Source organism: Prevotella sp. OH937_COT-195, from assembly GCF_003932845.1.
Classification (GTDB): domain Bacteria; phylum Bacteroidota; class Bacteroidia; order Bacteroidales; family Bacteroidaceae; genus Prevotella.
In genome coordinates, this window is the sequence record NZ_RQZH01000022.1 from 16,275 (window position 1) to 38,303 (window position 22,029).

Sequence of the window (22,029 nt, forward strand, 5' to 3'; positions counted from 1 at the left end):
GCCACACACATTAATAATAATGGAACAAACAATAGTATTCAAGAAATTGACATTTAATTATAATGGAAAGAAAATGTTTTCGAATTATATTTCAACAAAAAGAAAAATCTGCAACTTGAGATGTCTGCAAGTTACTGATTTTCATTGTGGACCAGACAGGGCTTGAACCTGGGACCTCCAGATTATGAGTCTGTTGCTCTAACCAACTGAGCTACAAGTCCGGCGAATATTATACACTTGTGCATTAATTCGGGTGTAAAGGTAATTCTTTTCCGTGAAATATGCAAGTAAAACACAGATTTTTTGTCTTCAATGTTTGATTTTTTATTTTTTTAAATAGTCAACCGCTGATTGTAACATCACGAACGATATTTGAGAAACTCCTTATTGAACGTGGAAAAATTGTGTGTTGCCAATATCATTTTTCTTATTTGGAACATTCGACACAGTCTGTTGATACTACCCGGCACGGATATATTCCCGCCTCAAAGGTTGACGTAAGTAAAAGACGGAATATTTTCTGCCTATGCAAAAACACCGTGGGAAATTGTAATCGTATATGTTTGAAACTCCACATAGCGTTGTTCTCGGTTTTCAGTTGTTTACGCTTAGCACGCGGTGAGTACCGGAGTCGTTGTATGTGGCGCGATAACGTATCAGTTTCTTATCGTTCCCGCGACCATTAGCAATGACAATGCCTCCGTTGTTCATGTCGTACGTTCTACTGCATGTTTTGCACTTGGCATGCCCCCCATCTGTCATTGTCAGCATGTAACGCGGCATTCCGGTCTCGGCGTAACAGTTGGGACACTGCGCATCGTACGCATACAGCGTACCGCCGAACGTACCGTATCCCACGATTATTCCGCTTTCGTTATACACTCCGAGTATGCAGGTACGCTTTGCGTCATTTGCGTTCATCGTGGTTTCACTCTCAAGTCCTCTGTTTGTGCGGAAACCGAATTTCCTCGAACCTTTCAGGTAAATGCGACAGAATGTTCCGGGCGATGCCGCTATCAGTGCACTCGTCAATGCCGGATCGTTATGCTCGGCATTGTCGAATACAAAATAGCACTGTTGCTTGCTGAATTCGAACTCGGCGTTGCTGCATGCCGTAAGCAGCATGAGCAACAATACCGCAAAGATGGTCGTTATTTTGATTTTCCCCATAGGTCTTACCAATCAGATGTTTGTTTTGTCGTATGGTATAATGGCCAATGCCTCCGCGATTTTTTCCACGGCTTCTTCTAACGGTTTCTTTGCCATTGCGGCCATGAAGAAAGGCAGGTCGGCACTTATAGTCACTTTCAGTTTCGACTCGTTGTCGCTCGTGGGCAGCATCTGTATCCAAAGGTTCATTGGCACCGGCGACTTCTCTGTCTCGAACTTCACGCATTTCGGTTCATCGCGCTCCACCACCCGCAGTGTCACAAGTCCCATTGGCGAAGAAATCGACACACTGTCACGGTCGAATGTAAGGTTTTTTATCTTGTCCTCCGGAATACGGTCGCGCACGCGTTCTATATTTGACAGGTCGCTCAACATGTCGAACACGTTCTTCTGCGGGTACGGCACTTGCTTTATTTTACTTTCAAATTTGCTCATTTCTATGATTTGTCAATTTCCCATTGTTTATTGTTAATTCCCGACATTCACTTTTTCCATTCTGCGGGCGATTTGCGCCACTCGTCCAACACTTCCACATCGCTGTCTGCAATATAGTCCGTGTCGCGTGCTTCTGCCACGACATGTTCGTAGTCTGTCAGCGTCACGAGTTGCACTTTCGCATCCTCGAACGCCTTTTTTGCCACGGGGAAACCATAGGTATAACTCGCAACCATGCCTATCACCTCGCTTCCTGCACGGCGTATTGCCTCTACCGCTTTCAACGAACTGCCTCCGGTCGATATCAGGTCTTCCACCACCACCACCTTAGTTCCCGGCTTAAGTTCTCCCTCTATGAGGTTTTCCATGCCGTGATCCTTTGGTTTTGAGCGCACATATACGAACGGCAGGTTAAGCGCGTCCGCCACCAACGCTCCTTGTGCTATTGCCCCCGTTGCCACTCCTGCCACAGCCTCTGCCTCGGGGAAATGTTCGAGTACGGCATGCGTGAGTTCGAGTTTTACATAATTGCGCAACCCAGGGTATGAGAGAGTCTTGCGATTGTCGCAGTAGAACGGTGATTTCCAGCCCGAAGCCCATGTGAGCGGATTGTTCGGTTGCAACTTTACAGCTTTTATTTCCAATAGTTTCGAGGCAAAAGCCTTCTTCATTTTATCCATGTCTTGAATGTTTTTTGTTTCTTGATATATTATGGCTGTTGCCGTATTGTCGGCAAAGATAGTGAATGATTTCCGAAAACACAAGTTAATCATGCATAAAAAAATGTCTCGTATAAAAAACAAATCATCAACCGACAAGCAGGATATTACGAATTGCCCACACACCCGTAATACGAAAAAACAACACCGGCAACAGCCTAAAAAAATCGTTGTCATACAGCATAAAGCCGCTTTTTACCGTTTGCAAAACATTATTCCAATAACGGATAATCGCAAAAAACATGAAATTATATATATTTTTTCATGTCTGATGACATCAAAAAACGTTCTTTCCAAAAAATCTTGCCACGCGTTTTGCCACACAAGTAAATTTATGTATATTTGCAAGTGATTTGAGCCATATTGCCAAGGTGCGGGCAATTTATGACAGCATTGTGTGATGAAGATGAACAGACATTATTCTATAATTATAATATTTACCTTCTTTTTTTCACTGGCGACAACAGATGCCGGTGCCGAAAAAAAAGAAATGAACGGTGTGGAACTCGGCAATATGAGCGATACCGAACTTCTGAAACATGGAGAGAAGTTAATGGCAGAGGGAAACTCCGACAGTGCGTTGCTGTGCTTCGGACTGATAAACAAACGAGAACCCGCCGACAAGAATATCTATGCAAAGAGCCTGCACTTTACCGGCAAGGCTTATTATACCCGCAGTTCGTATGCCAAAGCCATGGAAAGTTACATGGAGAGCCTGCATGTATGCGAAGAGAACGGCATCAACGACCTTCTGCCGGAAATCTACAAAGACATCGGTAACATATACAGCATGTTCAATGACTACCAGCGCAGCAGCACACTGTATGCCAAAGCTCTCGACCTTGCACGAAAAAAGGGCGATCGGGTATTCGTGAACAAATTGCTAAGCAACCTTATATGCGCATACACACCACAAACACCAATAAAGAAATATTGGGAATACTACAATGAGATGTGCAGTTACAAGGAAGACCGCATGCGATATAAGTACGACCTGTTGATGGACAAGGGAATGATACTCAGTTATGAGAAAAAGAACGAGGAAGCAATAACGTATTTCAAGAAGACGTTGGATTTCGTCAACAAACACGAAATGTCGCCACTAAGCATCGCATCTGTATATATAAGTCTTGCTAACACCTATCAGGCAATGGGAAACCGAGACTCGGCACTCTTCTACATGTACAAGAACAAGGAGATTGCCGAACAAATAAAAAATCCGGCGCTCATGATTATCACGTTGCGCAAATTGTCAGAAATATACAGAAACATTGACGAACGAAAATCACTCGAATACAAATCGGAATACCTTGCACTGAGCGACTCTATATTCAACATGAACGAGTTTAACGGAATAAGAAATGCCTTGTACTATTACGAGATGGACGAAAAACTGAAAACAATCAGTTCGCTGTCGGAGACCAATCGCGCAAGTATACATGAGATTATAATGCAGCGGCGATGGCTTTTAACACTTGCGATTTTCTGCGTCATCGTTGTATTTCTCGTCATTCTGGCATATATACAGAACCGACGTCTGAGCCGGTCTTACCGCCATCTTTTCCATAAAAATCAAGAAGAACTTGCCACCGACAAGATATACGCACGCAGAATAAGAGAAATGAAAGAGCGAATGGATCGGTTGCAAAACAATGAGAAGGCATCCGATGAAAAACCATTGCAGACACTCGTAAAGGAAGTCGGCAAACCTACAAGCGACAACGAGGAAGGACGTAAAGTCCAAGAGATGCCCTGCGAAGAACCGAACACAGACGAAACACGCTCACAGACAAAGATTCCGGAAGAGCTAAGAAACTCATTGCTCGATTCCATAATGCATGTAATGGAACACGGAGAGGAATTCTGCGACAGTGATTTCGGCATCGAAAGACTTGCGACATTGGTCGGTTCAAACTCGAAATACGTCTCGCAGGTCATTAATGACGTATATTCCAAAAACTTCCGGACATTCCTAAACGAGTTTAGAGTAAAAAAAGCAATGACAAGAATGAATGACACCGAGAATTATGGGAAATACACCATCAAGGCGATTGCAGAGAGTGTGGGTTATAAGTCGCAGTCCAATTTCATAAATGTATTTACCCGACAAACAGGAATAAAGCCATCGGTGTTCCAAAAAATATCGCGCGAAAAAGATATGGCGGCAATCGACAACGATTAAACCGCACAGCAAAAAACATGTTTCCACACCGAAATCAATTACTATTTCACGAATTAGAAATCAGAAAAAAGATGCTTTTCGGCAACAAAAGCATCTTTTTTCGTACATTTGCCGTCAAATTTAAAATTAATTAAAATCTATATCATCATCACACATTATGAAGAAAAGACAATTTATCAAAGTCTTAACGGTTATAATGACAATGACAGTCTCTCCGTTGCAGGCTCAGGTAAAACTCGTTGTTACTCCGCAAAATGGAAGTAAAGCGAGTGAATACGCACTGCAGGACATCAGCAAAATCGTTTTCGGAGCAGATGGAATGCATATCATCGGCGCAAATATCGTGCCGGAACCGGTGTGGAGCCTGTCGGAAATCAAAACCATCACGTTCGCAAATGTCGTAACGGACATCAGTCAAGTAAATGACAACTCGATGAGCAAAATGAGCATCTCGCAAAACGGCGACATGCTCTATGTACACGGATTGGAGGCGGAAACGAATGCCAATGCTGCCATCTTCGACATTAGCGGTAAAACATTGCTGCGCACAAAAACAGCCAAAAGACAGCCGATAGACATCGCGGAACTACGCCAAGGAATTTATATTATCAAAGTTAACAATGCAACATTCAAATTCGTAAGACAATGAAAAAAATAATAACATTGTGCCTTATGGCACTAATCAGTCTCTCTGCACTCGCACAGACACAACCAAACCGAATGATAGTTATGAAGAAGCCGAACTTGCACAAGGGTTTCCTTGTAGAACGCATAGACTCGGTTTTCTTCACGACAGTAGAAGGCAGAGTTGCCGCAGATGTCACTTTCTTAAAATACAACAACGGTTCCAGTGGCGACACTATATGGGTAAACGTAAAAAGAACTCCCGAATGCAAACTTTTTCAACTAAACGTAATACCGAAAGTTGTTGCAAATAATATCACGAGCGACGAAATAGCAGAGAGGTATTTCGAGCGAATCGGAGGGACATCCTATGGTGAAGATTTTGAGAACGGACAAATAACAGGCTTTGACAAACCTTTCCCCGCAAATGCAGAATATACCATATTGACACTCGGATACGACAAGTACGGCATCGCTTGCAGCATGTCGAAAGCCGATTTCAAAACTCCTGCAAAACCACTCATCGGTAATCCGCAAGTAGATTGCGAAATATTAAATGTGGGAACAGACCGATTCACGATGAAATTCACTCCAAACAACGATGTCAAAGGTTACGCTTTCTGCTCCTTTGAGAAAGGAACTGCAATACAACAATTCGAACAGTGGGGAGCAATGTTCGGATATACCACTTTCGGTGACATGATAAAAGGATTTTGTCAGAAAGAATACAACTTTGAACATACAAACGAATGGCTCAAAATGACACCGGGAACAGATTACGAAGTTGTGGTACAAGCATGGGACAATGACGGTACTTACGCCGAACCACAGTTCTTCTATGTTACGACAAAGAAACTCGGAGGCAACGGACTTGCAACCGTAACCATAGAGATAAAGGATTTTAAAATGGAAGAAGAAGATTTATACCTCCAAAGAGTGATATATACCCCGAACGATCAGGCTTCATTACACCGCGACATTATTATTGAAAAAGAGGCTTACGAAAAGCCCGATATGGGTGAAACCGGCGTGATAGCAATGCTGAAAACCGACAATCCCAACGATCCTAATTGGAACCAATACGGTGTTGACGATGCCTATTGGATAGTGAAACCATCAACAGGCTATTATGCTTGCAGCATAGCAAAGAACGCGAAAGACGAATGGGGCGAATTCGTTAAGAAAGCATTTACCACCCCGGCTGGAACAACTCCGGGCGCACCGGTCGGCAAATTCGGCAAGCGCATCAACTTTGGCGTAACCAACGGTGTTGCCAAGTTCGACATGGGAAAAATCAGAAAGGACAAGACTTCCATAAAATTGGAACAGAAATAAATGTTTCCGTGGGAATGCCTTACAAGGCTTTCCCACGTGAAATGAAAATTTTAAGTGTGTGTTCAAAATCAATCGCCGGGGTATCTACGTTTGTTTTCAAGTCTGTTAGTTGAACGAAAGAAAGAGTGCGGCAGACTGCACGATTTATTACGGACAGCATAATTACGGAATATAAACGTAAATATACCGGCAAAGTAAAAAATAAAGAACCAAACACTCGATATATAAAATTAATTGCGAACACCTGCTTATTAACAAAAAAACATATTAAACTTTGACTATTATCAAATGTCCGGAGATGGCGACAAGGCAATTTCAGTCACCATCTCCGGGCTGTTTTTTGTCCGTTTGCCAACTAAAACTCGTCGGGAACATCCATGCAGCGATGTATCTGGTCGAAAGTAAAGCCGCGCGAAGCGGCAAAACGCATTAGTTTCATATTCATTTCATAGTCCGATTTGGCTTGTGTCCGACGGCGTTTCTCGGCAATCAGCGGGCGCAATATGGCAACGAAATCGTCATCGTCAATCTCGTCCAATACCGCATTTCGCATTTCGCGGTCGATGCGCTTGGCGTAAAGGGCCTGCTCTATTTTGCGCCGCCCCCATTGGTTATATTCCATTTTGTCGCGCACGAAAGCACGACAAAATCGTTCGTCGTCTATATACTTGTTATCAACAAGATGTTCCATTATGCGCGCCTGAGCCTCGGCGGGTATTTCCCAACGTGACATTTTGTCGAGCATCTCGCCCGAACAATGCTCTGCACGGGCACAAAGAGCGGTAAGCCGGGAAAGAGCCTGCTCCTCGCTCACACTCGGCGATTGTTTGTATGTTGATGATTGTTTTCTCATTTTCATTCCGGTTTTGTGGCAATGGCAAATCTTCTGCGTCCGAATCGGTCGTCCCCGAAAGTTATATCCGTAAATCCACGCCCTGCAAGCATTTCCCCGAGTCGCTCTGCAAACAACGGGTTTATCTCGAAAAAAAGTTTTCCGAGCGGTCGCAGAGCCTGCATCGCATATACGGCGATGGCATCATAAAACAGTAGCGGATTGTTCTCCGGGGCAAATAGTGCAATGCCCGGCTCACGGCATAGTACGTGATGTTCCATTTCAGACGCCTCCGACGGTACGATGTACGGAGGGTTTGATACTATTTTGTCGTATGTCACACATGCTCCCCTCATACTGTTTGTCTCAACATTCGGGTGGTTCGGCGGCATCTTAAGTATATCCACATTCTCGAATTTAACCACGGCTTTGTGTTCCATTGCGTTTTTCCGTGCAATTGCCAATGCCTCGTCGCTTATGTCCCATGCCTCCACTTGTGTACCCGGTATGTCCAACGCAAGGGTGATTGCGATACACCCCGAGCCGGTGCCGATGTCAAGAATATGCCGGTTTCTTTCTCCGTTCGCTCTTTCGTCCTCTTCCACAAGTCGGCAAAGTTCCTCTGTCTCGGGGCGCGGAATCAACACTCCGGGGGCCACATTGAAACATCGTCCGCAGAACTCTGCCGTTCCTGTAACATATTGCACAGGCTCTCCGTCGAGCAATCGGTTTATTTTCGATTGCAGTTTGTCATCTGGAAGTTGTTCCGTTGCGCCGCAAAGAATGTCTGTCATCTGCAATCCGAAACTCATTTCCAACAGGTATCGCGCCACGGCGCGCGCCTCACCGTCGTCGTAACGGCTGCGCAACATGTTGCAAATCTCTTTATATGTCATCACGCACGTTGTTTCAGTAAGACATAGATTATTACCGGCACGCCCATTATCGGGGTAACTGCGTTGAGCGGAATTATGCCGCGACTGCCGGGAAGTACGCATGCTATGTTGCACAGCAGGGCTGTGGCGGCACCGCAAAAGAGCGTGGCAGGCAGCAGACGGCGGTGATTCTCGGTGCCGAGAATCATTCGTGCGGCATGCGGTACGGCAAGTCCGATAAATGCCACCGGCCCGCAGAAAGCCGTACTTACTGCCGTAAGTATCCCCGTCACGAAGAGCAGGTAGTTGCGTATGCGCCTTGTGTTGACACCGAGGTTCTCTGCATATTGTTCGCCAAGAAGCATGGCATTGAGCGGCTTTATCAGCAGCAGTGCCGCCACGAGACCGAGAATGGTGACCGATGCGAATGCCGGCATCTGTTGCATGGTAACGCCTCCGAAATTGCCCAATCCCCAAACCATGTACGACTGCACCCCTTCTTCTGTGGCGAAAAAATTCAGCAACGATATTACCGACGACGTGACATAACCTATCATAATGCCGATTATGAGCAGCATTATGTTGCTTTTCACCAATGTCGAGAATAACATTATAATTGCCATGACCGTCATTGCCCCCACAAATGCGGCGGCAAGTATTGCGACGAAGCCCGTAAGCGAGAATGCACCGGTTGTTATGCTGCCGCCGAGCAACAGCATGACAAGTGCCACACCGAGCGAAGCACCGCTGTTGATGCCGAAGATGCCGGGACCCGCAAGCGGATTGCGAAATGCCGTCTGCAACATCAGTCCGCTCACTGCGAGCGATGCGCCGCACAACATGGCCGTAAGTGCCTGCGGCAGGCGGTTCTGCATAACGATATACCTCCATGACAAGGGGACGGACGAGGATACGCCCGAACTGTCGTCGGAGCCGAAGAGAATCGACAAAACATCGACTGCCGGAATATCTACTGCCCCCACGAAGAGGTTGACTACGAAGAGAACCGCTATCAGCAGAAGCATTAACAGACCTATGGTAAGCCCTTTTTTCATTTTACCTTAATGAAATATTTCGGTTCGCCCAGACCCAATTCGGGGCGCAGTATGGTGAGGAAATCGCGCAACAATCTCTCCGGATGGAACGGAGTATCCTCATAGAAAGTGTTCGTGGCAGTGTTACACCCGTAGAGTTGTGCGGTTTTGTAAGCCTTGAACTGTGCGTATCCGGCATTTTCGGACAGTAGAATACTGCGTGTGATTGTCTGCGGAGAGTTGTATCGGAACAGCCATATATCGGTTTCCAAGCCCTTTTCGAGTACCGTTTCGAACGACAGCGACAGCGAGCCGGCACTGACATCGTCCTGCCACGGGTACACATATCCGGCATCTTTCAGCATTTTCCCTATGGTACTTCCTCCGCCCGGCACATACCATACCGGTCCCACGAGTTTGTCCATTATTACCGATTTACCTTTTACTGCTGCTTTGCCGCTCTCTGTTTTGCTTTCGGCGGAAGCGCCTTTCTCTTTCAGTTCGCCGTATTCTTTCTCCACTTTGTCGAAGGTTGTCCGTGCCTTCTGTTCCGCACCGAACAACATTCCGTAAAACTTCATCCATTCGGCACGCCCCATGGCAGAAGTTTCCATATAATCTGCCATCTCTATTATTGGAATGCCGAGGTTCTCTATGCGCCCGTATCCGCCGCTGTTCTGGAACGGTGATAAGAACACGGCATCGGGTGCAAGATCGATAACAGTCTCTATTGTGGGTTCCATCGCACTTCCGCAGTCGCGTATTCTGCCCGCTTTCACGCCCTCTTTTACCCACTGAAGGTTTATGTATTGCAGGTCGCATACACCCCCAAGCGCACCGGCACAGCCCAATTCTTCCACAAGGGCACAGTGCACACTTGTCGTTATGAGGGCTTTTCGCAGCGGTGTGCGCACTATTGTCGCGTTCGGATTAATTCCCGCCAGACTGTCGTCCGTGAGTTCTTTCGAAGTACTCGGCACCAACAGATAGGTGTGAAGCGTGCGCCCCTCTTCCCACGGGTCGGCAATTATTACCGTGCTGTATCCATCGTGTTCCACTATTTTTATGCGTTCGGCATATTTCATCTGCAATGTGTCTCCCGCACTGCCACCGGTCATCACACCTGTGCAACCGGTGCCTGCAACCAATGCCAAGACCACTATTGATACCGCGACAAGTAGTTTTCTCATACTGATATATTCCTTTTATTTTTTTATACGATGTGCCTGTGCATTCGAAACCGCCTGTTTTGCATTGCAATCCTGCCGAATTTGTTTTGCAATTCTGCCGATATTGGTATGCAAATACGCCGATATTGCACTTGGGAAGCATTCGTTGAGCGCAAAGATACGAAATATATTTAACAACGTACAAGCGACAAGCGGAAAAATTGATGTCGCCGCATCATGCTTTTTCCCGTATTACAAGAGAAAGGGGCGGCGAAGCCTTTGCAGACTCCGCAACCCCTTTTTCTATTGCAGTGTGTGGCAGATTATTTCACCACGACCTTGCGGACAGTTCCATCCTTCATGCGTTGCAGTTGAACACCGCGCTGCTTTCCGGAAATACGTTGTCCGCTCACGCCGTAGCGAGCCTCTACATTCTCATCGTTGCCGTCAATGTTCTCGATACCGTTAACTAATATTACGTTTACAGGCATCTTCACATATTGCGTCTTACCCTTTTGTGTAACCGCCACGATTATGTCGAACATCTCTTCCTCGCTGCCGCTTATGGTAAGTTTGGCGTTGGCTGCATCGAAGTTTACTTCTGCCTTGATGCCCTCCGGCATTCCGTCGGGCATGGTATATACCGCACTGCCCGATGCTACGAGCGTGAAGAGTTCAGGAAGGTTTATCTCCTTGCTGCCTTCCACGTTTACCGTCTCTGCAACTTTCTCTGTGCGTTTGCCGTTGAAGTTATCCGCACAGAAATATCCCGGTGTTGTCATGCCCCACTGGTTTGTGCGCGAACTTGTTATGACGAACGACAGATTTTTTACCGTTCCGAGTTCACGCAGGTCAACCCACTGCCATGTGTCTATGTAGTAGTGGTTCTCTGCATTGGCATCGCGGTAGTCGGCAAGATAGAACTCTTTCTCTTTCCCGTTGTCTGCTTTTATTGTGACTTTGCACCAGTCGCCTATGCCAAACTCGGCATTTCCGGTTGTCTTGTTTTTCGTAAAACCGTCTGTCACGGTATAAGCATATACGTTCCATGCGTCGTTGATGATGTAGAATCCGCGCAGTTTGTCGCCCTCGTCGTTGTTCATCACCGTTATCTTTCCGCCCTGCGGAAATGCCACCATGTAATTCTCAGAGCCGTCGAATCCTCCACCGGCAGCATTGTTCCACTGGTGAATGAAATAGTCGGCATTATCAAAAATGTTAGAAGTACTGTTGGCATAGGCAAAATTGCCCCAGTAAGGAGCCGACGGTGCGCCATCCCACGTGTTGCTTGCATAGTTGTCGAACTTGTACGAGCCACTCACGAACGAGCTTCCGGCAATTCCTTTTGAAAAATCGCCCATCCAGAAACTGTTCTCGGCGAGATACAGGTTCTCAAATGTTGCAGTCTGTGCAGTACCCTTTACTATTACTCGCACGGTGTCTGTCGCTTTGAGATCGTTGGCATCCGTTACCGTAACAAAGTAGTCGTCGCACTCGGTAGGAGTAACATCGCATGTCAGTGCGGCGGTCGGCAGTTCGTTGAGATTTTCTGTCTTCAGCGTGTTATGCTTGCCGTTCATCCATGTCACAGTGTAAGGAGCGGTTCCCGAAGTAAGTGTTGCCTCGAGTTTTGCCGTACCTCCCTCGTTGATGGTTTTGTCCTCTGCAGCCACTATTACCGGAGATTCGGGTTCCGGTGGTGTGGCGGTCATTGTGAACTCTGCGTTCTTTGCGTCACCATCGATGTTGCGCAGACTCACGAGTTGGAAGTAAACCTTATATTTGGTCTCATTTTCCAATCCCTCGAAATTGACGGCGGCCTCGGTGTTAGCCACCAATGTCACCTTCTTGTCGCTTTCTTTCAGTTGTTCTGTTGTAGGCGCTTCCTCGTCCGCTTTCTTCAGAATATAGTAAGCGGTGGATGCGAGATCGGCTTTTACGGCTATACTTGCCTTGCCGTCTATCGATGATTTCACTTCAGGATACCCCTCGACGAAATGCGGTGCAGACATTGCATTGGGATCGTACTCGTATGCGCCGATTGATATATTCTCGGTCGGTCTGGACTTTCCGTTGATGTCTGTTGTAACATAGTCGAGTTTTACAGCTTTCAGCAAGTCGCCTCCGAGGTCGTTCTCGGGTTCCAACACCTCCTCGGTAAGGAAATTCACCATCTTGTTGATGCTTTCCGTCTCACCGCTTGCAGCAACCCAATCGTCAAACTTGTACTTGTTGGCAGAGCCGCATCGTGCAATCTCCTGCGATGTGGAATTGGTGTAGATGATGTTGTGTGACAACAATACCTTGCCGAAATTTTTCGCATTCTTTAAATCGTAAACAAAACCTTTCGACATGCTTTGCAACACGTTGTTCGTGATGTTGAAATTGCCGTGCATTATCTTTGTAAACATAACTGCCGGTCCGCTACCCTCCATCATTTTGACAGAATTGTGTGCGATGTTGACATATTCTCCCGGATCAACAATGTCGAAACCATAACTTAACGAAGAAGCCTGTTTGATTATTATCTCGTTGTTGGTGATTAGCACCGGTGTTTCTGCCGTTCCCGCGAGCTCGCGCAAATATATACCGTCGCAATATGCTTGCGGTGCCATATAGATGCGGTTGCCGCTGATAACGGTCTGGCGGTCGCTTGCCACCCTCAGCGTGATGTCCATGCCCTGTGCACCTTTCTTGTTTGTGACAGTGTTCTCTATCTTGTTGTTGAGAATCTTCACTCCGAGTTCGTCGTAACTATATATACTCTTGTATCCTTGGTTTTTGAAAACGTTGTTCTCAATTACTCCGCCAACTTCCTTTGGCAGTTTAACATAAATTGTTCCACCCATGTGGATACCTATGTAGCCGCCTTCTATTATCGAGTTTTTGAGAGTAAGGAAGTCATTGTTTCTGTTTGCCAAGTCTTCCACGAAATGACCTACAATGTTTATTGACTTCTTGTAGTTGCCATCTGCCGTTTCGGTTGGAGCATGCAGCCAACAGTTGTCTATCGTGACATGGCGACTCTCGTTCTTTACCATTACCACGGCATCGTAAAACACATCTTCCGTAGAGACTTCGAGGTTCTTGAGTGTGACATAACTTGCGCCAAAAAGTGTTACCACACCATATCCATTCTTGTACTGATCGGGATCGTATCCGCCGACGGTGGTGTATTTGTTGTCGAATATCTTAACATCGCGCTTCCCGCTTGTCGTCTGCAGTGTGAGAGTGTTGTTTGCGCTCAGTCCCTTTATTCCTGCAATGAGTACGCGTTCGTTATACTCGCCTGCGTTGATGTTAAGTACCACCGGACCGTCGATACCCACGGCTGCGATGTCGTCGATTGCAGCCTTGATTGTTTGGAAGTCGGCATCGGTCTTACCCACGGTGAATGTTCCGTGTTTTCCACTCTTTACGGTGGTAGTGGCAGTTGCCGGTGTATTTATGTTGACAGTCTGTCCGCCAACGGTAATTGCAGACACCGTTGCCGTTGCCGCCTGACCTGCCTCTGCATCGTCCTTGATGTCGTAGGTCAACCAGAAATAGTATGTTCCGAAACGTTTCAGGGTGTATTTCTCTTTGAACTCCTCGTTTGCCGAGAACGCATCGACATTGCCTGTCTGATAGATGTGATGTGCTTTCACCGCCGCACCGTCGGTTCCCGTGATTGTGAATCCGGTGATGTCGGTGCTTGATTTCTCGCCGTCGGCTGTTACAACGACTTTCAGCATCTTCACGTCAGTCTCTCCTTTCATTGCCTCGGGAACTGCCACTGCCTCGGTTGTAACGCTTGTAACGTGTACGTCAGACTTCTTATATGCAGTAACCTCGATGGCAAAACCGTCGGGAGTGCTTGTCTTGTTAGTGAATTTAATCGTTATCTTGCCGTCTTCCGACTGTGATGTTACAGGTTCTTCCTCATGCGGTTTGTCATACATTCCGTACACTGCGTCCGGTTTTTCTTTGACCTCGCCTCCATGATAAAGATAAAATTTCGTCGTATATACAAGTTTCCATTCCTTGAAATCTAACTTGATGTTGTCGGCAGGAGACTCCGGAACGAATGTTACCGTTCCCTCGAAATTCTTAGATACAGTACCGTCGGCACCGCCGTCATCGTAGAACATCATTGCGGCTCCTTGCTTAACCTTTATTTCTCCGTTATTCCCTTTCTTTAGGATATAGATGTTCTTTATCTCACGTGCTCCTTCCGGGTCGCCGTTTGCCACGGCTTTCGTCTCACCGTTCACTTTCACAGATGTTACCTTTGCATCAATGCTCTGTCCCACGTTTGCATTGTCGGACACATCTACGAGTATGCGGAAGAAGTTGTCTCCTTCGGAAAGTGCCACCGGTGTTCCGGCTGCCATGTTGACAGCAGATGCCGTTCCGTCTGTTGCCGCCGTGGCTACGGCAACGTCGGTCTCGGTGACAGCGCGGTCGGTTTTACCCACAGAGAACACCTCTATCTTGCTGATGTTGGCTTGTGTGCCTTTAAGGTCGAGTGCAATCTCTCCGAGGTTCAACGTACCCATATCGCCTTCGGCCTTTACGTTCAGCGTGAGCAGTTCCTGTGCTTTGTTGCCAACCGACACTATACCGGTGTTGGTCTGTGTGACGTCAGTCGATGAATATGCAATCGGCTTGCTCTTGTATTCGCTTACGATTGATTTCCAACCTTTCTTGTAATAAGAAGTATTGTTAGGGTTGAAAACCACTGTCAGAGCACCATCAGGACTTGTGGAGCGTATTATCTTGCCGGGTCCTGTTGTCTGTTCGTTGCTCGACTTGAGTTCGTAGAGTACTTCTCCGGAAGTGCCGTTGCCGCTTATGATCTTAAAAGTAGAACGTACTCCGTAAGAATTTGGAGCATACAAGACATCAAACTCGGTAATGTCTATCTGAACAATGTGGCCCTCGTGCTTTGGCTTGAATATGTTTATACGATTGTCGTTACCTCCCTCACAGTAATTGTTGTATGAGTTCTTCTTCGTCTTGAACATCAGAGAGCCGTTCACGGTTTTTGTCTGTGTTCCCATATCCTTGTAGGAATAGACGATGTTCTCCACGGTACGTTCCGCGACATTGCTTGTTGTGGCTGTTGCCGTGGTATTGTTGGTAAACGTTGCACTTACGAATTTGGCAGCCACTTTCTGACCGTTTTGCGCCCCATCACCGATGTTGTATGCAAGCCAGAAATAGTTGTCGCCCTCGTTAAGGGTTACGGTCTTTCCGGTGGTGGTAATCTCGAAAGCATCGGAAGTTACTTCTGTCTCACCAACCTTGTATTTATCGGAATTGGAAAATTTATTGCTGCGACTTGTGTAGTAAAGCGTAGCATGTGTCACGTTGGCATTTGTGGCATTTGTCGTGAACGCGAATTTCTGAGCCACAAGAGCCGGATCGGTGTTTTGTGTCTTTATGTTCACACTCATAATCGGCTGCGACATGTCGCCGGCACATACCGTTTCTCCGGATGCAGTTGCCGTCTCGGCATCACCTGCCACCATTGCCTGCGGTGTGAACAACGAAACTTCTGCCTCGAAACCATCGGCGGGCACATCGTTGCTCGCATCACTGAACAGAGCCACTGTCAGTGAACCGTCGACGGAGGTTGAACTGAACTCGCCCAACTCACCCTTCTGCAAAGTCTGAATAAGATTCTCCGGTTTTACTTCACTACCGTTGTATATGCGCAATTCTTGATTGTAAAGGGTACCATGCCAAATCTTGTTGACATTGAATTTTACCTTTACTTTTTTGCCGGACACACCCGGCAGGAATGTTACTTGACCGTTGGTCTTCGACACTATACCGCCGTCTTTTCCTCCTTCGTCGTAGAACAGCATGGATGTCTCGCCCACGGTAACTGTCTGCGGGGTAGATGTCATTATGACTATGGCAGGATTTTTAACCGCTACCGATGTACCCGCAGTGAATGGATTTACTCCGTCGGGATGTGCCGTTGTTGTTATCTTAGTGACATCAAGCCTAACTTTTGCACCTACCGCGGCAGTCCCGAGAATGTCGCCCTTGATGTCGAAGTTGTTGGTTCCCGTGGTAAGAGCATGTTCGAGAGTGAATTTATAACCGCTGCCGTCCGGTGTTACGGTTGCATTGACAGCATTGTCGTTATAAAAAAGTTTCAGAGCCGTAGGTTCAACCACGCCTTCGTTCTCGGCAAGATTGAACACGATGGAAGTGACTTTGTCAGGGTTCAATATGCCTGTTGTCGTGACAAAGGCTCTCGCAAGGTTTACATTGGTTTTGTTTGTTACCGTTTCCGTAACGTTGTCGTAGTTTGAGCCTGCACCGGTAGTGGTTTGGTTTTCCAGTGTAATGCACTTAACCTTTGCCACCCAGCCTTCACAAGTCTTGGAATAACGGTGCATGAAGCCCACCGAGAGAGCACCGTCACCGGTGGAAGAATAGTAAATCTTATTCGTATGACTGCCGGTCAGTTTATCTTCGAGCAATGTTCCGCTCATGCCGTTGAAACTTGAAGATGAAGTTACACTGTAAGCAGACTGTGCAAAATCGAACGTATTGTCGGCATCGGCTATGCCGTCATATATGTTCAAATACATGAAATAAGAATCACTATGCTGCTTCAAGTCGATTTTCTCGAATGTGATTTGAATCGACTTTCCTGCTTCTGCCGGTTTAAACACTGTCAAAGACTGACAGTTGTAACTATTTTCTCCTTTGATTTTCTCCGTACCCCAAGGGTCATAGAACGTGATTACCTCATCGGAAGCCACCTCGATGGTTTGCTTTCCGAATTGCAACTGATTGACATCTCGGTCTGCCATAATCTCTAACGGCACCCCTAACAATACAGTCAGAAGCAACAGCGATAACTTTAAGAATTGCTGTTTCATAAAAAATTGATGTTTAATTAATGTATAAAAATATTATTGTTTTATGGTATTAATATCTTTCTCACTTCTCCGTTACTCATTTTCACGATGTTCAGTCCGCGTCGCGGTGTGGTTATTCGTACGCCGTCGGCAGTGTGGCGAGCCACCTCTGTTACCTCGTATGCGTCGTTGACATCATCGATTCCGGCTGCAATGATGGCAGCGAGAGACTCTTCGAGGTGAAGGTCTTCGGCTCCGGACACCTCCGTGCTTGTCTCTCCGAGCAATTTTACGGTTTGGTTCAGTCCGCTATATACACGCACAAAGTCGATGAAATCGAGACTCACCGATTGACGATTTTTATCCACCGCCCACGCTATGTCTATGCTGCAAGCGTCTATGTTGTCGCGGTCGTCACCGTCTTGCGGAACTAAATCGACAGGCTGGTTGTCGGTATATCCGTACCTGAAGAACATCAGGCACCACTCTTCTATTTCCCCGAAATTCGGTATAATGCGTTTCATAAGTACGGCATTGTCAGGCAGTCTGATTCCCTCGAACGTCAGACTGTTGTCGGTTACCCACAGAGGGTAATACTCCTGTTTGTGATATTTGTTGCGTAACACACTGCCACTGCCTCCCTTGTTGTCTGTCCACGGAATGTCTTGCATGTCGGCACGAGTGTATGTAACGCTGTAGTCGAACACCACCTTGTCGGCACTGTCGGTGTCGCACGAACCGGAAATCTCATACCATGGGTCGTCGGGGAGTCCGTTACGGTTGATGTCTTTCGATACCATGATTATTCCTGACTCGCTGCTTCCACCCATTATGTTGAACTGTTTCGACTTAAATGCGTTGCCGTGTACCAAAAAATCGCGCTTGCCGGGAATGTTTGCAATGGAGTGATCGAAATGGAACGTGACGTATCCTCCCCACGCACCGAGTGTTATCATCCTCTCGAAATCCTTGCCAGCGATTAGCTCCGTACATTTCTGTACCATGGTGGCAGCATCGTCGCCCGGAGCATATTCCGGGATTTCGTTAACGAACTGTCCGGGAGCGGGACAATACTCATCCACAGCCAATATGTAAGGACTGTGTGTGTCTCCTTCCGTCATTTGTTGTGCATATACGTTGAGGTTCGGCAGAATCATTGTCAACAGCAATGCTCCACGAACGGATATGCGTAAATTGTGAGTAAAAAAATTAATCATAGTCCTTGTTTTATAATTTGTTATTCATTGTTTTGCGAAAGGTGTTATTTACCTTCCTTTACGGTCTTCTTTTTCCTATATAAGAATTCTGCATGTCCGGGAATATCTCCTGTCTTAACCTTCCAAAGGAAAGTGCCGTCGGGCAGGAAGTGCAACAGTTCGCCGCTCGAAACATAGTTTTTTGCATCCATGAGATAAAAGTCCTTGTCTTGGGGATTCACCATTATGCCATAGGGTTGTTTTATGGCGGCAATCTCCGGCGCATCGAACAGTTTCGTCGATAGCACCTTGTGTGTCCTTATGTCTATTATGCCATAGGTAAACGTACTGGTATGCGTATCGTTGTACCATCGCGAGCCATAGAAATAAAGCGAATCTCCCACTATCGACAGTCCTGACACGGTGATGTCGAGACTGTCCTTGGCTTTTATCTTCCCGTCTCCGTCGGGTGTCAGGCAGAAAATCTTCGGGGCAATGTCTTCGTAGTTCCCACGACTCGTTACCCACAGTTGCCCGTACTTGTCGGCACGGCAGTGATGCAGGTTTTTGGCTATTGTCACCTTACTCTGTTCACTGAACGACGGCAAGTCGATGACACTCAGCCGATGGTCGTATATCGGAGAAATATAACCTCCGCTATTTGCGACGTACATCTTGTTTCCGATGATTGCCATCTCTTCCGGTTGATAACCCACGGCGATGTCTTCCACAATTTTCAGCGAAAGCGTATCTACCTTGTAAATTCTGCCTAATTGCGCTCCGGCACCGGGATCCACGGGACCCGCGAAATTGCTTATGTATGCGTATCTGCCGTCGAATACCACATTGCGGCAGTTGGGAATGTTAACCTGTCCGATGCGCCGGCAATCGTCGGCATTCACAACTTCCACCTTGTCGCTGCAATTCACCACGATCCACATCTTGCTGCCATATATCTTAACGTCGTTACCCACATCGCCAAGTTCGCGCACCACCGACGGGTTTCGTGATGGATAGATGTTTCGCAGGTAGTGTACCTTACCGTCTTCTGCCGAGAGGTCAAGATAGTCTATCGTGCATTTGTTGCTTCCCATGTTGCCCTCGTTTAGCACATACATTCCCGCGATACATGTCTTTGAGACATTCACATCAGGTTTTTCCTCCTCGGGATATATTATGTAGTCGCCATCACGGCATGACACGAGCAATCCTCCTCCCGCAAGTTCGGTTGTAAGGAAGAGGAATGCCATCAGCATTTTTACCACATTATAATATATATTCTCTTTCATATTTGTCTATATCTCCACAGTTGCTCCCATCCGAAAGTTTATTTTCGGCATTGGATAATTAAGTATAACTTCATAGTCTTGCGAGAGGATATTGTTTATTTCGGCATTCAGTCGGCAGTTGGCAGTGCCGATACGAAATGCATACGAGGCAGAGAGGTCGTTGGTGTACCACGGCTGCATGTAGTTGTAACGCGTGTTCTCCTGCTGGTTATACCGTTTTCCGGCATAGATGAAACTGTAGTTCAGTGTCCAGTTGCGGTAGGCTATGCCGACAATTGCCGAACCGCTGTGCCACGGGATATACGGTATCTGATCACGATAGTAGGTATCGCCGGCATCGGTAACGTCGCGAGCATCTTGGTAGGTGTATTGCACGCGGGCGGTAAGCATCATGTCGGGAATAACCTTAACGGTGGTCTCTCCCTCGATGTCAATACCTTTTATGTGTACTCTGCCGAGATTGAGCATAGTCCACCTGAACTGCTGTCCTTTAGGATATGCCACGATTTTGTCGTGTACGGAGTTGTAATAGGCATCGGTCTGCCAGCGTACATGCCTGAAAAGACCTTTCTCAAAATGTCGCTCAAATACTAAGCCGATGTTGTATTGCAATGCAGATTCGGGTTTCAGGTCGGCATTGCCGATGTCGGTGTAGAACAAGTCGTTGAACGTAGGCATGCGGAAACTGCGCTTGGCGTATGCCCTTACCGACAGAGTCTTGTTGCCAAGGGGGAATACATTTGCAAAGACAGCCGGTATCAACGTTGTGCGGTGTGTGCGTGATACCATTCGCCGGGTATGGTCTTTTACCCAAGTGGCAAGAAGCGAGCCTTGAATGTTGAACAAAGGGCGGTTGTATGCCGTGGCAATACTAACGGCATTGGTAAAGCGGTGCGGGTGAACGAATTGCCTCATGTCGGAGTCGAGTTTGTTCCAACGGAAATCGTAAGCTGCACTTGCACTCCATGAAGGCAGTATCTCGAACACGTTCGATGATGAGATATACAACTCTTGCTGCCTGTATCGGTTGTCGATAATCATCTTGGTGGTGTCGCGGTTGATGTAGTGTGTGTTGTAGTAGGCATACTTGGCAAGCAACCGGGTACTGAAAACATTCCCAATGCTTTTCTGTACAGATGCTTGTGCAAAGGTGTTGTGATCCCACTGATGCTCTCCGCGCCGCCATACATTGTTAACTATCGCTCCGGGAATGCCTCGTCCCGAATTGTATGTGTATGCCTTAAAATTCCATGCGCCCTGACCGAACACTCCGTTGATGTTCGCCTCGGCACGCAATGCCCAGATGTCTCCGTTACTACGAGTGGCAGTGGTGTCGTAAGCCACGGTTCCGTCGGGGGTGAGCCGTCGGTATCGGAAATCGTACTTGCCGCTCGAAGAGAGAAAACCCACACTGACGGATGAACTCACCGCGTCTGATATTTTCTGCTCCCAGAGAGCAGAGAGACGCACCATGTCGCTCGACCCGTACATTGTTTTAAACCTCAGGTGGGTTCTCTCGCCCACGGCAAAACGCGGACGGCGTGTGCGTATATATACCGAACCGGCATTGCCGAACTCGCTCGCGGGTTGAAATATGGCACTCTTCTGCCCGTTGTAAAGCGTTATCTCTTCAACGTTGTCGAGCGAGAACTGTCCCAAATCCACCTGCCCGTTCTGTGCGTTTCCGAGTTCGATGCCATCGTAGAATATGCCGAGATGATTGGTTCCCATAGACCTTATGTTGGCAGTTTTTATGCCGCCCACACCGCCATAGTCTTTGAGTTGCAGTCCGGCAAAATATCGCAGTGCATCGGCAACACTGTGAGAGTTGAGACGTTGCAACTGTTTACCTTTCAAAGAGTGCGACGGAATGACTTCCCGGAAAGTGAGACGCGACAACACTATTACCTCGCCGACACTCTGAATGCTGTCAAAGCGATTTCTCTCCGTTTGTCCGCCAGCAACGGAGGACACGAAGCATAGCAGGCATACGAAGCCCAAGCACAGTGTTTTTTTCACTAATCCTTACGCGTAGTTACTGTTGTCATGACTTTTATCCGTCGCAGCCCATCCCCGGGGGCATTTACGAGGACATAATTATGCAGGCAGGTCTTCTGACTTTGCCGACGGCAACGAACGTCTTCCCAATAACAGCAGTGACTTTCTTGTTCGCTCCATGCTAAGTTCGGCTCACAGCAGCGGGACTGTCAGGGATTTGCACCCTGTTCCCTATTAATCTCAACATGTGAGAACCTGCATATCATTTGCAAAATTAATGTTTTTCGAAACAACAACCAAGAAAAACC

General features: G+C 47.0%; 14 protein-coding genes, 1 tRNA gene and 1 riboswitch. Of the genes, 3 read left to right on the forward strand and 12 right to left on the reverse strand.

The genetic code is table 11. From position 1 onward, the window contains the following. Window positions 1-147: 147 nt before the first annotated feature. The 4 genes from EII32_RS08740 to pyrE all read right to left on the reverse strand — a co-directional run bounded on the left by EII32_RS08740 (window position 148) and on the right by pyrE (window position 2,285). A tRNA-Ile gene (locus EII32_RS08740) sits at window positions 148-221 on the reverse strand. 373 nt (window positions 222-594) lie between these two features. After that, window positions 595-1,170 carry a hypothetical protein gene (locus tag EII32_RS08745; RefSeq protein WP_125235049.1) on the reverse strand — a complete coding sequence of 192 codons (576 nt, stop codon included), beginning with the start codon at window positions 1,168-1,170 and terminating at the stop codon, window positions 595-597. 12 nt (window positions 1,171-1,182) lie between these two features. Continuing rightward, window positions 1,183-1,605 (reverse strand): SRPBCC family protein, encoded by a 423-nt coding sequence (locus EII32_RS08750; protein ID WP_125235050.1) that lies wholly within the window; start codon window positions 1,603-1,605, stop codon window positions 1,183-1,185. Between the two features lie 47 nt (window positions 1,606-1,652). Beyond that, window positions 1,653-2,285: an orotate phosphoribosyltransferase gene (pyrE, locus tag EII32_RS08755; protein ID WP_125235051.1), complete on the reverse strand. Its 633-nt coding sequence runs from the start codon at window positions 2,283-2,285 to the stop codon at window positions 1,653-1,655. Between the two features lie 529 nt (window positions 2,286-2,814). Here pyrE and EII32_RS08760 point away from each other — a divergent pair. The 3 genes from EII32_RS08760 (at window position 2,815) to EII32_RS08770 (ending at window position 6,465) form a co-directional block, all read left to right on the forward strand. Then, window positions 2,815-4,506: a helix-turn-helix domain-containing protein gene (locus EII32_RS08760; RefSeq protein WP_158611163.1), complete on the forward strand. Its 1,692-nt coding sequence runs from the start codon at window positions 2,815-2,817 to the stop codon at window positions 4,504-4,506. A gap of 157 nt (window positions 4,507-4,663) precedes the next feature. Further along, complete coding sequence (locus tag EII32_RS08765; RefSeq protein WP_233582353.1) at window positions 4,664-5,155, forward strand: T9SS type A sorting domain-containing protein; 492 nt, start codon at window positions 4,664-4,666, stop codon at window positions 5,153-5,155. Continuing rightward, complete coding sequence (locus EII32_RS08770; RefSeq protein WP_125235053.1) at window positions 5,152-6,465, forward strand: hypothetical protein; 1,314 nt, start codon at window positions 5,152-5,154, stop codon at window positions 6,463-6,465. Before EII32_RS08765 ends, EII32_RS08770 begins: the two co-directional genes overlap by 4 nt. A 355-nt stretch (window positions 6,466-6,820) precedes the next feature. On the opposite strand, the gene EII32_RS08775 is transcribed toward EII32_RS08770, so the two are convergent. The 8 genes from EII32_RS08775 to EII32_RS08810 form a co-directional block, all read right to left on the reverse strand. Further along, window positions 6,821-7,318, reverse strand: coding sequence for a regulatory protein RecX (locus tag EII32_RS08775; RefSeq protein WP_125235054.1), 498 nt, complete (start codon window positions 7,316-7,318; stop codon window positions 6,821-6,823). A 2-nt stretch (window positions 7,319-7,320) separates the two neighbouring features. Next, the gene (prmC, locus tag EII32_RS08780; protein WP_125235055.1) at window positions 7,321-8,193 is read right to left on the reverse strand and encodes a peptide chain release factor N(5)-glutamine methyltransferase; all 873 of its coding nucleotides are present in this window, start codon (window positions 8,191-8,193) and stop codon (window positions 7,321-7,323) included. Beyond that, window positions 8,193-9,227: a FecCD family ABC transporter permease gene (locus tag EII32_RS08785; RefSeq protein ID WP_125235056.1), complete on the reverse strand. Its 1,035-nt coding sequence runs from the start codon at window positions 9,225-9,227 to the stop codon at window positions 8,193-8,195. Before EII32_RS08785 ends, prmC begins: the two co-directional genes overlap by 1 nt. Next, on the reverse strand, window positions 9,224-10,396 hold the full coding sequence (locus EII32_RS08790; protein WP_233582354.1) for an ABC transporter substrate-binding protein: 1,173 nt from the start codon (window positions 10,394-10,396) through the stop codon (window positions 9,224-9,226). The genes EII32_RS08785 and EII32_RS08790 overlap by 4 nt, the downstream gene beginning before the upstream one ends. Window positions 10,397-10,698: 302 nt before the next feature. Further along, window positions 10,699-17,259: a DUF4465 domain-containing protein gene (locus tag EII32_RS08795; RefSeq protein ID WP_125235057.1), complete on the reverse strand. Its 6,561-nt coding sequence runs from the start codon at window positions 17,257-17,259 to the stop codon at window positions 10,699-10,701. Between the two features lie 41 nt (window positions 17,260-17,300). Continuing rightward, the gene (locus EII32_RS08800) at window positions 17,301-18,455 is read right to left on the reverse strand and encodes a hypothetical protein (protein WP_233582355.1); all 1,155 of its coding nucleotides are present in this window, start codon (window positions 18,453-18,455) and stop codon (window positions 17,301-17,303) included. Between the two features lie 44 nt (window positions 18,456-18,499). Beyond that, on the reverse strand, window positions 18,500-19,723 hold the full coding sequence (locus EII32_RS08805; protein WP_233582356.1) for a YncE family protein: 1,224 nt from the start codon (window positions 19,721-19,723) through the stop codon (window positions 18,500-18,502). Between the two features lie 6 nt (window positions 19,724-19,729). Continuing rightward, window positions 19,730-21,742, reverse strand: a complete 2,013-nt coding sequence (locus EII32_RS08810) for a TonB-dependent receptor (protein ID WP_410524577.1) — start codon at window positions 21,740-21,742, stop codon at window positions 19,730-19,732. 67 nt (window positions 21,743-21,809) lie between these two features. Then, a riboswitch (cobalamin riboswitch) is annotated at window positions 21,810-21,995 on the reverse strand. Window positions 21,996-22,029 lie beyond the last annotated feature (34 nt).